The organism is Chitinophaga fulva (genome assembly GCF_012927205.1).
In the GTDB taxonomy this organism is placed as follows: Bacteria; Bacteroidota; Bacteroidia; order Chitinophagales; family Chitinophagaceae; genus Chitinophaga; species Chitinophaga fulva.
Map to the genome: position 1 here is coordinate 3,102,268 of NZ_JABBGC010000001.1, position 12,570 is coordinate 3,114,837.

The window sequence follows — 12,570 nt, forward strand, 5'->3', positions numbered from 1 at the left end:
TATTTTTATTGACTCTTTTTTCTTTGTCCTTTCTCTTCGTATTATTTTATTCTATTATTACTCGCTTCGGTCTAAGCTTTTAATCTTCGTTAATCAGGAAAATCAGTAATCATCATGTCCATCACAGTTTCAAATGTGGAGGCAGGGGGATTCCTTCGCTCACGTCCTCTGTCACGGGCGCCAGTCGCCTTGTTTCCAGCGGAATGATGCCGGACCAGATAGGCTGCTCTTTATCTTCATCATCACCAGTCATGCCGGTGCGCACTTTGGCGGAAGCTTCATCCAGGGAGAAAGCCAGTACCGTAGTTTTCCGGACTTCATTTTCCCGGATAGGCCGCAGATAGTCCCAGCTGTTGGGAACGAACTTCTCGGTGAGCCACCGGAAGGCTTCTATTTTCTGCTGCACGTCCTCAATTTTTTCGGGGGTACCGAACAGGATGACGGAACGGTAGTTAACAGAATGGTTGAAAGCTGATTTGGCTACCACGATGGCATCTATCAGGGTGACGGAAATACATACCGGTAGCCCTTTTTCTATTTCGCGGATGAAATGGCTGCCCACGGAACCGTGGATATATATTTTGTCCTCATGGCGTACAAAGCCGGTCGGAATGGCAAACGGTTTATTGTCAAGCGTAAAGCTGATGGTACAAACGAGCGCTTCGTCCAGGATGGCGTTGATGGCATCCCGGTCGTAGGTAGCCCTTTTGGGATAGCGGCTGGGAGTGAGATGTGGGGGAATAGGTTGCATGTCGTTGTAATTTTTCACAAAGTTGTACCTTTATTGGCTCGGTGTTATCATCCGATTCAGATAAAATGAGTAGTCCAATTTTCTCCTTGTTGCAATTAGACCGGGAAGACAAACAGCCAGTTTACCTACAGCTGGCCAATCAGTTGATGGGATTGATCCGGACCGGTCCCTTGCATGCCGGTCAAAGGCTGCCCAGTAGCCGGGAAATGGCAGAGAAGCTGCAATTGCACCGCAAGACGGTGGTACGCGCCTACGACGAGCTGTTGGCCCAGGGCTGGCTGGAAAGCCATACCGGCAGTGGTACCTTCGTGGCCCGTCATCTCCCTAAAACAGAATTACAAACGCTGACCGGTAGCCAGGAGGCTCCTTTCAACCCGCAACGCACGGCAGGTTTCTCTTTCACCGTACCGGAACACCTCAATCGTCCGGTGATGAAGGCCACCAGCCATCTGCACCTGGATGATGGTTTCCCGGATGCCCGCCTCGCGCCACTGGAGGAACTGACGCGTAATTACCGCGGCCAGTTGCTGCATGGCAATCCCTACGTGCGGCTGGGCTACGGTGATACCACCGGTGCTTCCCGCCTGCGGCAGGAGCTTTCCACTTATCTCAACGAAACCCGCGGCCTTAATACGACCGCAGAAAATATCCTGATCGTCAGAGGCACCATTATGGGCTTCTTCCTGGTGGCCACCGGACTGGTGAGCAAAGGGGACCATGTGGTCAGCGCCAGCATGTCGTGGGCCGGCGCAGCGGCTAATTTTAAACAGGCCGGCGCGATTCTGCATACTGTGCCCGTAGATGAATACGGCATGGACACAGATGCCCTGGAACAGCTCTGTCAACAGAAAAAGGTACGCATGGTGTATGTGACGCCGCATCACCATTATCCCACAACTGTTGTACTGCGGACCGACAGGCGGTTACAACTGTTACGGCTATCCGAAAAATATGGTTTTATCATTTTTGAAGATGATTACGACTATGACTTCCACTACCTGAGTAAACCGCTGGCGCCATTGGCCAGTGCAGACAAGGCCGGTATGGTATTGTACGGCGGGTCGTTTACCAAAGCCATTTCCCCGGCTTTTCGTGTAGGCTACCTGGTAGGATCGGAAAATGTGATCCACTATCTGGCCAAACTGCGGCGTATTGTGGACCGTCAGGGTGATCTGATGCTGGAGAATGCTTTCGCGGAGCTGTTGCACAGCGGCGTGATTCACCGGCACCTGCGCAAATCCCTGCGCCTGTACCGGGAGCGCAGAGACTTTTTCTGTGAACTGCTGCGCTCCGAGCTGGGCAAGGAGGTGGATTTCCAGGTACCGGTAGGAGGTATGGCAGTATGGACCGGCTTTGATCCCCGCATTAACCTGAAGATGCTGGCGGAGAAAGCGCTGCAACAGGGCCTTTACTTTTATGACGGTCATACCTTTGATGTGCCGGGCGTTAAGTTAAATCACACGCGGCTCGGTTTTGCGTCTATGACGCCATCGGAACTGGAACAAGCGGTGGGCATCCTCCGGAAAATTATCAGGAAGATGTAAGCGGAGTATGTGTTTTAGCCAATGCTGAATCCTCCACGATAGCCCTTGTTTTAGGAAGACATTCAGGGTGGTTTTCGCGGATGTATTTCACCAGTTCTTCGCGCATATAACAGCGGAGGTCAAAAGCATTGCCGGAAGTGGCGGCGCTCATCAGCGTTCTTACTTCGATGGTACGTTCAGACGTGTTCGTTACCTGTAGCGCGCTGGCGCGTCTGTCCCACAGGGGAGATGCCTGCAGCAGCCGGTTGAACTCGGCCCGGATTTTATCTACCGGCGCACAGTAATCGAGATAAAAGAAGGCAGTTCCTAATATTTCGGAACTGTTGCGTGTCCAGTTCTGGAAGGGTTTCTCGATAAAATAATTAATAGGGAGGATCAGTTTACGCTGGTCCCATATACTCAATACCACATAGGTAAGGGTAATTTCTTCCACACGTCCCCATTCACCTTCCACAACCAGTACATCATCGATACGGATGGGCTGTGTAAAAGCGATCTGAAAACCAGCGAGCAGATTACCGAGTGATTTTTGCGCAGCAAAACCAATGATAATGCCGCTGACGCCCACACCGGTGAGCAGGCCTGCGCCCAGTTTACGCAGACTGTCAAAACTCAGCAGGATAACACAAGCGGTGAGTATCAATACTATTGAAATAGCCAGTTTACGTACAAATTGCAGCTGGGTGCGTATTTTCCGTTCTTTCAGATTGTTGCTCTTCTTCAGATCATATGTGTGATATACATAATCTTCCGATACTTTGATCGCGCCAATCACCAGTGCTGCGAAGGAGAGCGTGAGCGCTATTTCCACCACGCGGCTCAACAAGGGCTCATCTTTGGGCGGTATCCGCATCAGTGGCATCAGTATGTTGAGGATGAGCAGTGGCAGGAAATAATTAAAAGCTTTTCCCAGGTGAAGCAGTGAACTGTGTACCAGTGAAAAGTCTCCATCTTTTGAAGCCGTTTTACGCAGGAACTGAGACAGCAGAAACTTGATCAGCCATCCTGCAATTACTGAAATGCCCACCAACATCAGGTCCCATATGATGTTGGGCAAATGGTCCGTTTTTTCTAATATTTCATTCCACATAGCGCGCAGGGCACAAAAACGGTGCCGCAGGGGGATGTGATCATTAAAATAATGTTAGAATCAAATTATCCTGTCGTTAAAAAAAAGACAATTGAATAATTTTTATCATGGCAGACTGTTATTTTAGTATGACCAAGATCAGATATTCCTATATGAAAAAAGTCCTGTTATTACTGCTATACTTTACCCCTGCTGTATTGTTTGCACAATTGCGTTACAACCTGGATATGGAAAAAACGGATTCGCCGTCGGTGCTGCCTGCGGGGTGGACGGGCTTTGCAGCTAAACCCACAGACGACTGCCATATGTTACTGGACAGCACAACGGTTTATTCCGGGAAATATGCTATCCTGTTAATGAAAGATAGTATTGGAGAGACAACCCCCAGTATAGTGGTTTATGAGATACCGGTAGATTTTTATGGTAAAACCGTGAAGCTGCGTGGGTACGTACGGACAGAAGCCGTGGAAGGCGGCTGGGCCGGGCTCTGGATGCGGGTGGATGGTACCGCCGCTTTTGATAATATGAGCAATCGCGGCATCAAAGGCACCACGCCCTGGACACCCTATGAGATAGAACTGAAACTGGCTAAATCGGCCACACAAGTTACGTTGGGAGGACTGCTGACCGGGAAAGGAAAAATGTGGATGGACAGTCTTTCGTTTTCCGTAGATGGGAAAGATATACAGCTGATACCGGAAGAAAACGTTGCTGCTAAAACGGATGAACAGCACTGGCTGAAAACCCATGCCATGCCGTTGAAGACCGTGGATGCCGGTCATGGCAGCGAAGACCTGCAAGGCCTGAAACCATTGGTTGGTGATGCGCGAATAGTGGCGTTAGGTGAATGTACACATGGATCGAGCGAAGTGTTCCGGATGAAGCACCGGTTGCTGGAATTTCTGGTGACAGAAATGGGTTTCCGGATTTTCGCGATAGAAGCCAACCTGCCCGAAACCAATATCATGAATGACTATGTGTTGTATGGCAAAGGCAGCGCGGAGAAAGGCCTCGATGCCATGTACTTCTGGACATGGCATACCAAAGAGGTATTGGAGATGGCCAAATGGATGCGGGCCTATAATGTAGCGCATCCGGATAAGATGGTGCAGTTTGTGGGTTTTGATATGCAGTTCACCCAGGGTGCCTGTGATAACCTATCGCAGTTTGCTACACAGTATGCGCCTGAACTAAGGCCGGTAATGGATTCCGTGGTACTGTACTGCAATAAATACAAACGTGTTGCCTTCGATCATGGGATACCCCGCGAGGAAAAAGCGCGGTTAGCGGGATGGCTGGAGGAGGCCGGTGATCTGCTTAAAAAGAACCGGAAACAATATACACAGCTGGTGGGAGACACGATGATGGCCTGGCAGGCCCGTTACCTGGTGGTATTGCAACAGTACCTGAAATTGTACACTGACGCCCGTTCCGGCCGTAATGTGCGTGATGAAGCGATGGCAGAGAATGTAGCCTGGATCGCAGCGCAGTATCCCGGTCAGAAGCTGGTATTATGGGCACATGACGGCCACGTGGGCAGAAGAGTTGCTTCTATGGGGGGCCACCTCGACAAAACCTTTAAAAAGGATATGGTGGTGGTAGGCTTTGGTACCGCCAAAGGGCAGTACACGGCCATCAGGAAAGGCAAGGGGTTGCAACAGGACAATACCCTGTGCGCGCCGATACCACGGTCTTTCGAACGTTATGCGCAGGCCAGTGGCGTTGGTAATTTTATTCTTGATATCCGTAAACAGCACCTGCAGGATGAAGCGGCATCCTGGTTGTTGCGCAGCGCCCGTTTACGCAACATCGGCGCATTAACGGCGGAAATCTGTAACGCCCAGTTTGAAGGCGGTATATTGCCGGATGTCTATGATGCCATTATTTACCTGGAGAATACCACCGCCAGTGAAACAATCTTCAATAAGTAGGTGTGGCTGTTTGTTACAGATTTGGAATTAGCCGGCTTGATGTATATATTTAGAGACTGTAAGGTAGCGATTTCACGTTTGAATCAAAGGGCAGCAGCAGGGAAAGGACTATGTGATCGATTTATCGGGGCTTCGCCCGGGAGATGTTCCTCCACAACTATTTGTAGTGAAGATAAAATAAGCGCTCATGAACTTTGAAGGAGATTGCCTCCGCGAGGCCGGGCTGCTGGACGCACCCTCATTATTGTCTATACTGGGAGAAGGCTGGAAAGAAGATGATGTCCGCCGCATATATCCGTTGGCGTTACCACAGGCAACAACAGGCCGGAAAGTGGAGCTGGTGCGGCAACTCGCCGATGTGGACGGTCATTCCCGTTTGTTCCGTGTAGGGCAGTATTACCTGTTCGAGTCTATTGACGGCTGGATGCATGATATATTTGCCAGTGAACCGCTCATGCTGGATATCATAGCAGCGATGCAGCATCTGAAGCAAAAGGAATAAAAAAATTGAAACCCCGGTTGATTGCAGCCGGGGTTTCGTATTTTTAGGCGGTAAAAAGAACCGTCAGCATGTCTCAGAAAATCCAGCTACTCGCCATTTCCGGCAGCACCCGCCAACAATCGTCCAACCATCAGTTGATACAGGCTATTGCCACCCTGGTGGCAGATGTGGCCGATGTGCAACTATTTGAAGGATTGACCGGAATCCCGCATTTTAATCCTGATCTTGATACAGACCAACCACCGGCAGAGGTGACTGCTTTTCGCGAACGCCTGCGTGCTGCAGATGCGGTGTTGATCTGTAGCCCGGAATATGCCATTGGGGTGCCCGGCACGCTGAAAAATGCCATCGACTGGACCGTTTCTTCCATGGAATTTTCTAAAAAGCCGGTTGCGCTCATCACGGCCGGTACCTCCGGCGTAAAAGCCCATGCCTCTTTACTGGGCACTTTGCTGATCATTGAATCGAAAATTGCCACTGATGCGCAGCTGCTGATTTCCGCGGTGAGAACGAAGCTGAACCAGGAAGGGGTTATTACGGACACGGACACACTGGAAAATGTGAAGGCACTGGTGCACGCGTTGATAGCAGTGGTGAAGGAAGAACCTGTGGAGTTGCTTCCCCCACCATCACTGCGTTAAATTATTTTTTCTGCCACGGAATCAGTGTGTCTGCCGGCACATCATATTCGTAAAGCTTTCTTGTTGCGGTATTGATATATATCCATCCGTCGGTGACGAACCGTGGATTGGAATGGTCTTCCTCTTCCACATGGTGGCCGAGGTGGATAATCATGTATTCCGCAGAATCTCTTTTCTCTGTAGTGTCCAGTATCCACGTGAGTGAACTGTCTTTCACTGCATATTTGATTAATTCATTGCTGCTTTCCCTGGCGTAAGCCATGATCAATGAATCTGCCCAGGCGGGCGTAGCGCCGGGAACATCGTCGGCGTCAGGTTTTGCCTCCGCTGTAGCAGCGGCAGGCGGTGCGGCGTTGACAGTAGCTGTGGTGGTATCGGTTTTCCCTTGTTGGTCACTTCGGTCAGCACAGGCCATGGTCATGCATACAGGCATCAGGTAAATAAAATACTTCTTCATAAAATATGTCTGGTATATAAACGTCTACCTAGGTACTAAAGTATGTAAAATAAATTAATACCTGTTGGGACATGCCGGAAAAAAACAATAGCATATCTGACCCTGCAGCCTTTACAGCGGCCTTTATGCCGGGAATGGACAGGCAGGCAGTATTTAAAGCAGGGCGGGAAAAATTTTTTATCCTGAAGGTGGAAGACATGTACCGGCATCTCAAAGGAAGCGTCCCTGCTTCGAAATCCACCATGCATTCCTGCCTGTTTCTCACAGAAGGGAGTGCCTTGATGAAAGTGGGCAGTGATTCCTGTGAGATTTATGAAAATGAGTTGTTATTTGTGGCAGCGGGACAAATGTTTTCTTTCAGCGAAGGAGACGCGAACAATGGCTACCTGTGCGTTTTTCATGATGATATGCTCATTGGCCGGTTTGTCAGCAGTATGTTGGGGAAAGATTTTGAATGCCTGCGTGCCTGGGGAAATCCTGTGGTGCGCCCCGACAGTCAGACGGCCGGTTTTATCCTGCAATTGCTGCTGCGGTTGTATCATGAGTACCGGCAGCAGGGCATTCAACGGCCGGATATCATTCAGTCCTACCTGATTGCGCTGCTGACCGAAGTGAATGCAGTGTACCGGCCTTTGCAACGGCCGGAACGATCAGCAGCGCTTCAGCTGATGAACCGTTTCCACGACCTTCTTTTTACCGGTGTGCCACGATGGCGGCAGGTGGCCGATCTGGCAGCACAATTACATATTTCTCCCAATCATCTGAATAAAATTGTCAAACAGGTGACCGGCAAATCGCCTATCCGCTGGATCGATGAAGCGACGGTGCTGGAAGCCAAAATATTGTTGTCCCAACAGGAGATGCCTGTCGGCGAAATAGCACTGACAGTGGGTATTGAAGATGCTTCTTATTTCACCCGGCTCTTTAAAAAATACGAAGGCGTTACCCCAACTGCTTTCCGGGGCAGGATTGAAAAGTCCTGAAACAAGATTTTTCTGTCCTAGCCGGGCGCTGCATTCTGATTCAATTTTGCAGGATGTATGCTTCGTTTTTGTTTTTGCATAGTGCAGCACGTTGGTTGTTGCTGCTCTCCCTGTTGTATGCCATTGGAAGGGGAATGGCCGGGTGGACCGGCCGCAGGCCTTTCACCCGCCATGATAACCTGGTACGGCATCTCACCGCCACTTTCTCGCATGTTCAGTTGCTGATCGGTTATGTGCTGTATTTCCAAAGTCCGTTGATCGCTTATTTTCGGGCACATATCAAAGAAACGGGACTGCCTTTTGAATTCCGTTTCTTCGGATGGATACATGTACTGCTGATGACGGTAGCCGTGATACTGATCACTATCGGCAGTGCGGCTGCCAAACGGCAGGAGACAGACCTGCGGCGGTTCCGTACCATGACCATCTGGTTTGTGCTGGCATTGTTACTGATCATCATGGCCATACCCTGGCCTTTTTCACCACTGGCCCACCGGCCATATATCCGTATTTAGTTATGAACAGATTTTTCACCACACAATTAGGCCGGCTACGGCTGCTAGGCCTGCTGGAAGGGATTTCATTGTTATTGCTCATCGGCATAGCCGTGCCTTTAAAATATTTCGGGAACGATCCGTCGCTGGTAAAAGCGATCGGGCCTGTACACGGACTGCTTTTCGTGTTTTTTGTTTTTAATACGATTACGGTGGGGATTGCCTATAAGTGGGCTTTCCGTACCACAACGTGGAAAGTACTGGTGGCCTGCATCATCCCGTTCGGGACTTTTTATGTGGACCGGCATATCCTGTCCAAAATGGGGTAACGGCCGTAAAAACAACAGCCTGTTGTTTTTACGGCAGGCTGTTATGCTTCTTCGTCGCGGTACTCCAAAATGTCCGCCGGTTGGCAGTCCAGCGCTTTGCAGATAGCATCCAGTGTGCTGAAACGCACGGCCTTCGCTTTGCCCGTTTTCAGGATGGAGAGATTGGCCAACGTGAGACCGACCTTTTCCGAAAGTTCGTTTAAAGACATTTTTCGTTTGGCCATCATTACATCCAGGTTTACAATAATTGCCATGGCTTATACGGTTAATTCGTTTTCGGTTTGCAATTCAATTCCTCTCTTAAAAATCTGCGCAATCACAAAAAGGGTCACGCTCATAAACAGCCATACATCGGCACCGCCTAAACTTAAATACTGTACATCCGGTATCGTGACGCCTTGTTGCACCAGCCACGTGGTGTACTCTACGCCACACCAGGAGAACAGCCCGATCATAAATGGTACATAAGATAATTTTGAAATGAAGCGTCCCACTTCTCTGTTAAAAGGTTGTGAGAGGTTGAGTTTCCTGGTGGACAATATTGCGATGATGAGATAAAATAAATAAGCTTTCAATATAGCGACAATGCTTATGGTCAATACTAAGGTGAAGAAGTGCTCCGGACTATACTTTAAAAGTGCCGAGAGGTCTACTTCATGCCATAGGTATTTGACTATCGACGGATTGACGATGGCAAAAACCGCATTGGTAAGGTAACCGCCGGCTTCCACGCATATGCCCACGAATATTATCCATGAAAGGATATACAGTACTTTCAGTACCAGGTTGGTGTTAACTTTCATCGTGATGGAGTTTAAAGGATCATGATACGAATATAGATATATTTATTGAATTTCGATAAATATTTATTGAAATTTGACTAAAATATTTTTTTATCTTCCTTCCCATGAAACGTTTTTTATCCGCCATACTGCTATTGCCATTGGTTTCCTTTGCCCAACGCCAGGTTGCCATCACCCTGGATGACGCACCCATCATGGCTTTGCCGGGTTACTACACCGCTGCCCAGCGTAAAGCCACCAATGAAAAACTGCTGCAGCAAATTACCTTGTTACGCACGCCGGTGAGCATTTTCATCAACGGCGCTCATTGTATCATACCCGATAATCAGCAGCTGTTAAAGAAATGGGCCGACAATCAGATGATAACGTTGGGCAGTCACACGCTGAATCATCCGAACTGCGCTGACTTGCCAATTGACAGTTTCAAGATGGAAGTGACGATCAACGATTACATTATCAAAGCTGTGGCGAAAGATAAGCCGGTGCCGTATTTCCGTTTCCCGTACAACGCCATGGGAAAGGATAGTGTGGCACAGGCAGTAAGGATTGGTTACCTGAAAGAGAAAGGTTATACGGCCGTTCCGTTCACTGTGGAGAGCAGTGATTACATGTTTGAACAAACCTACCAGGAAGCATTAAAGAAAAAAGATAACACCAAAGCGAAAGCGATCGGAGAAGCGTATATCCGCTACACGTTATTTTCATTTGATTATTTTGAGAAACTTGCCCGCGAAGTATTTGGACGCGACATTCCACAGGTATACCTCTGTCATGTGAACCAGTTGAATGCTGACTATTACACCACGCTGGTGAAAGCCTTGCAACAGCGCGGTTACCAGTGTGTATCCCTGCAGCAGGCGATGCAGGATAAAGCCTACGATACGCCGCTTTATGATCACCGCCAATACGGCTTTTCCTGGCTGTTCCGCTGGATACCGGATGCGGCTATACGGAAATCACATCTGCGAAACAGCCCGGAGCCGGATAAGGAACTGGCAGTGTTTAAGTCATTATAATTTTGCTTTGATATTTTTCAGTTGATGGATATGCCGTTGCGTATGGGTGTTGATGAACTGGATCCATTCATAGCGGGTGAAGGGACCGAAGCCATATACGACAAAATCGAGGCAGGTATCTTCCAGTTGAACGGTTTGGGCCGCGTTGATCAGGTTGTCCCACCGCTCGCGCAGGTCTTGTAGCAGTGCCGCTTTCTCATGGCTCTCCTGCGTGGGCAGTATCATTTCCGGCGACGGGTATTTGGCGTTGAAGTTGAGGAACAGATCACGAATGGCCTGTAATTGTTCATCCGGCTGACGGTCTGACGGAGCTGTATTGCCATATACGATCCCGCAATCGGCGGCTTTATAAACATGCTCTGCCACCTGTCCGGGAGTCCAGCTGCCTTCAAACGGACTAACATTGATTTGCGCTTCGGAAAAGGATGACACTGTTTCCAGCAGTTCGTTGCCGGTGGCTTCTACTTCGTTGATAAGTTCTTGTCTCATAACATATGGGTTTTGATGCAAACTTACTATCAATAGACCACCCCTAAGGGGTGTAACTATGACTTTTCATAGGGCGCATTGCGACAATGCATTTTAATAGCTATCTTGTGTGTGAAAACAAATTCCACGTAAAATAACTCACCATGGACTTACAAACATTTATGACTGCCATGAATGCTGCCCGCCCCCTTGATGGGCTGACAGTGTATTTGCAGGCATTGTGGTATGCCGGCAAAGGTGACTGGGATCATGCACATGAGCTGGTCCAGGACCTGCCCGACCGCGATGCAGCCCATATTCACGCATACCTGCATCGTGTGGAAGGCGATCAGTGGAACGCAGACTACTGGTACCGCAAGGCCGGAGAAAAAAGTCCCGCCGTTGGACTGGAAACTGAATGGCAGCAGCTCGTTAATAGTATGCTGACTGCCGGTAAAAAATGATCATCAACCTAACTCAACAAAATATTTTATGAAAGGAAAAATTATACTGACCGCCCTCTTAGCCGGCGGATGTTATATGGCCCAGGCTCAAGACCAGAAAGCGAAACCAGAAGATACGGAAGTATATAATCCGGTTCCGCCGGAAGTGAAGCCCGGAAAAAAATGTGGCGACGCTCCTTCTGATGCGATCATCCTGTTTGATGGCTCTAATCTCGACCAGTGGGTAATGGCAGATGACAGAAATACTCCTGCCAAATGGAATGTGTCCAAAGGCATCCTGACCGTTAACAAACAGGTAGGTAATATCGAAACTAAAAAATCATTTAACAACTATCAGTTGCATATCGAATGGCGCGTACCGGCCAATATTACTGGCACCGGTCAGGGCAGAGGCAACAGTGGCGTGTTCCTGGCTTCCATCGGTAAAGGCGATGCAGGTTACGAGTTGCAGGTACTGGATTCCTACAACAACAAGACCTATACAAACGGCATGGCAGGGAGCATCTACAAACAATTTGTTCCGCTGGCCAATCCTACCAACAAACCGGGTGAATGGCAGGCATATGATGTGATCTGGACCGCGCCTGTATTTGGCAACGATGGTAAACTGGTAAGTCCGGCCCGGGTGACCGTACTGTTCAACGGGGTATTGGTACAGAACAATGTGGAGCTGAAAGGGCCTACTCAGTATATTGGCGCCGCCTCCTATCGTCAGGCACATGGTCCGAGCCCTATTAAGCTGCAGGCCCACGGTGATAAGAGCGAGCCGCTGAGTTTCCGCAATATCTGGATCCGCGAGTTGTAATTCTTTTTCTTGCTGCTCATCTGAGTAACAGATGGGCAGCAAAAATCATCTCCCGCAAGAGTAGCTGCACATCCTCGAATAACCAGTCAAACAACGGGTCTTCCTGCTCTCTTCTATAAGCAGCCACTACTTTCCCCACTATTTTTGTTATCCGGTAATTCATGATGGAAGGGGTTCAAACTGTGTGAATACATTACCCCTTCGGAGTAATACCTTGGTCATAGATGTGATATTTGTTGAATACAAACTTACTGTCGTATTTTTATATCCATGGGCCTCTATTACGACAAAA

At 48.9% G+C, this 12,570-nt stretch carries 17 protein-coding genes; 10 read left to right on the plus strand and 7 right to left on the minus strand.

The annotated features are described in order from the left end of the window. Positions 1-121 precede the first annotated feature (121 nt). Entirely contained in the window at positions 122-751 is a 630-nt protein-coding gene (locus HHL17_RS12585) for a pyridoxamine 5'-phosphate oxidase family protein (RefSeq protein ID WP_169225062.1), read from the minus strand. A gap of 65 nt (positions 752-816) precedes the next feature. Between HHL17_RS12585 and HHL17_RS12590 the strand changes: the two genes are divergently transcribed. Then, positions 817-2,295 (plus strand): aminotransferase-like domain-containing protein, encoded by a 1,479-nt coding sequence (locus HHL17_RS12590; protein ID WP_169225063.1) that lies wholly within the window; start codon positions 817-819, stop codon positions 2,293-2,295. Here the strand turns inward: HHL17_RS12590 and HHL17_RS12595 are convergent. Next, positions 2,282-3,352 carry a mechanosensitive ion channel family protein gene (locus HHL17_RS12595; protein WP_240975176.1) on the minus strand — a complete coding sequence of 357 codons (1,071 nt, stop codon included), beginning with the start codon at positions 3,350-3,352 and terminating at the stop codon, positions 2,282-2,284. The genes HHL17_RS12590 and HHL17_RS12595 overlap by 14 nt on opposite strands. 161 nt (positions 3,353-3,513) lie before the next feature. On the opposite strand from HHL17_RS12595, the gene HHL17_RS12600 reads away from it, so the two are divergent. From HHL17_RS12600 to HHL17_RS12610, 3 genes are all read left to right on the plus strand, one after another. Continuing rightward, positions 3,514-5,316 carry an erythromycin esterase family protein gene (locus HHL17_RS12600; protein ID WP_206155970.1) on the plus strand — a complete coding sequence of 601 codons (1,803 nt, stop codon included), beginning with the start codon at positions 3,514-3,516 and terminating at the stop codon, positions 5,314-5,316. Positions 5,317-5,503: 187 nt separating this feature from the next. Continuing rightward, positions 5,504-5,818 carry a hypothetical protein gene (locus HHL17_RS12605; protein WP_169225066.1) on the plus strand — a complete coding sequence of 105 codons (315 nt, stop codon included), beginning with the start codon at positions 5,504-5,506 and terminating at the stop codon, positions 5,816-5,818. 68 nt (positions 5,819-5,886) lie between these two features. Further along, positions 5,887-6,459 carry an NADPH-dependent FMN reductase gene (locus HHL17_RS12610; protein WP_169225067.1) on the plus strand — a complete coding sequence of 191 codons (573 nt, stop codon included), beginning with the start codon at positions 5,887-5,889 and terminating at the stop codon, positions 6,457-6,459. Between the two features lies 1 nt (position 6,460). On the opposite strand, the gene HHL17_RS12615 is transcribed toward HHL17_RS12610, so the two are convergent. After that, positions 6,461-6,916 (minus strand): hypothetical protein, encoded by a 456-nt coding sequence (locus HHL17_RS12615; protein ID WP_169225068.1) that lies wholly within the window; start codon positions 6,914-6,916, stop codon positions 6,461-6,463. Between the two features lie 71 nt (positions 6,917-6,987). Between HHL17_RS12615 and HHL17_RS12620 the strand changes: the two genes are divergently transcribed. From HHL17_RS12620 to HHL17_RS12630, 3 genes are read left to right on the plus strand one after another with little or no spacing between them, the layout of a single operon-like run. Continuing rightward, the gene (locus tag HHL17_RS12620) at positions 6,988-7,899 is read left to right on the plus strand and encodes a helix-turn-helix domain-containing protein (RefSeq protein WP_169225069.1); all 912 of its coding nucleotides are present in this window, start codon (positions 6,988-6,990) and stop codon (positions 7,897-7,899) included. Positions 7,900-7,952: 53 nt separating this feature from the next. After that, positions 7,953-8,414 carry a hypothetical protein gene (locus tag HHL17_RS12625; protein ID WP_169225070.1) on the plus strand — a complete coding sequence of 154 codons (462 nt, stop codon included), beginning with the start codon at positions 7,953-7,955 and terminating at the stop codon, positions 8,412-8,414. 2 nt (positions 8,415-8,416) lie between these two features. After that, positions 8,417-8,722, plus strand: coding sequence for a DUF3817 domain-containing protein (locus HHL17_RS12630; RefSeq protein WP_169225071.1), 306 nt, complete (start codon positions 8,417-8,419; stop codon positions 8,720-8,722). A 41-nt stretch (positions 8,723-8,763) separates the two neighbouring features. Here HHL17_RS12630 and HHL17_RS12635 read toward each other — a convergent pair whose 3' ends face one another. Both HHL17_RS12635 and HHL17_RS12640 read right to left on the minus strand, forming a co-directional pair. Further along, a complete protein-coding gene (locus HHL17_RS12635; RefSeq protein ID WP_169225072.1) occupies positions 8,764-8,976 on the minus strand; it encodes a helix-turn-helix domain-containing protein in 213 nt (70 codons plus the stop codon). Positions 8,977-8,979: 3 nt separating this feature from the next. Continuing rightward, a complete protein-coding gene (locus tag HHL17_RS12640; RefSeq protein WP_169225073.1) occupies positions 8,980-9,525 on the minus strand; it encodes a DUF2975 domain-containing protein in 546 nt (181 codons plus the stop codon). A gap of 104 nt (positions 9,526-9,629) precedes the next feature. Between HHL17_RS12640 and HHL17_RS12645 the strand changes: the two genes are divergently transcribed. After that, positions 9,630-10,541 carry a polysaccharide deacetylase family protein gene (locus HHL17_RS12645; protein ID WP_169225074.1) on the plus strand — a complete coding sequence of 304 codons (912 nt, stop codon included), beginning with the start codon at positions 9,630-9,632 and terminating at the stop codon, positions 10,539-10,541. Here HHL17_RS12645 and HHL17_RS12650 read toward each other — a convergent pair. Beyond that, positions 10,536-11,030, minus strand: a complete 495-nt coding sequence (locus HHL17_RS12650) for a DinB family protein (RefSeq protein WP_169225075.1) — start codon at positions 11,028-11,030, stop codon at positions 10,536-10,538. The two genes, HHL17_RS12645 and HHL17_RS12650, sit on opposite strands and share 6 nt — an antisense overlap. 143 nt (positions 11,031-11,173) lie before the next feature. Here HHL17_RS12650 and HHL17_RS12655 point away from each other — a divergent pair, with 143 nt between their 5' ends. Further along, positions 11,174-11,473: a hypothetical protein gene (locus HHL17_RS12655; RefSeq protein ID WP_169225076.1), complete on the plus strand. Its 300-nt coding sequence runs from the start codon at positions 11,174-11,176 to the stop codon at positions 11,471-11,473. Positions 11,474-11,501: 28 nt separating this feature from the next. Beyond that, positions 11,502-12,278, plus strand: coding sequence for a 3-keto-disaccharide hydrolase (locus tag HHL17_RS12660; protein WP_169225077.1), 777 nt, complete (start codon positions 11,502-11,504; stop codon positions 12,276-12,278). A gap of 16 nt (positions 12,279-12,294) precedes the next feature. Here HHL17_RS12660 and HHL17_RS12665 read toward each other — a convergent pair whose 3' ends face one another. After that, complete coding sequence (locus tag HHL17_RS12665) at positions 12,295-12,441, minus strand: hypothetical protein (protein WP_169225078.1); 147 nt, start codon at positions 12,439-12,441, stop codon at positions 12,295-12,297. Positions 12,442-12,570 lie beyond the last annotated feature (129 nt).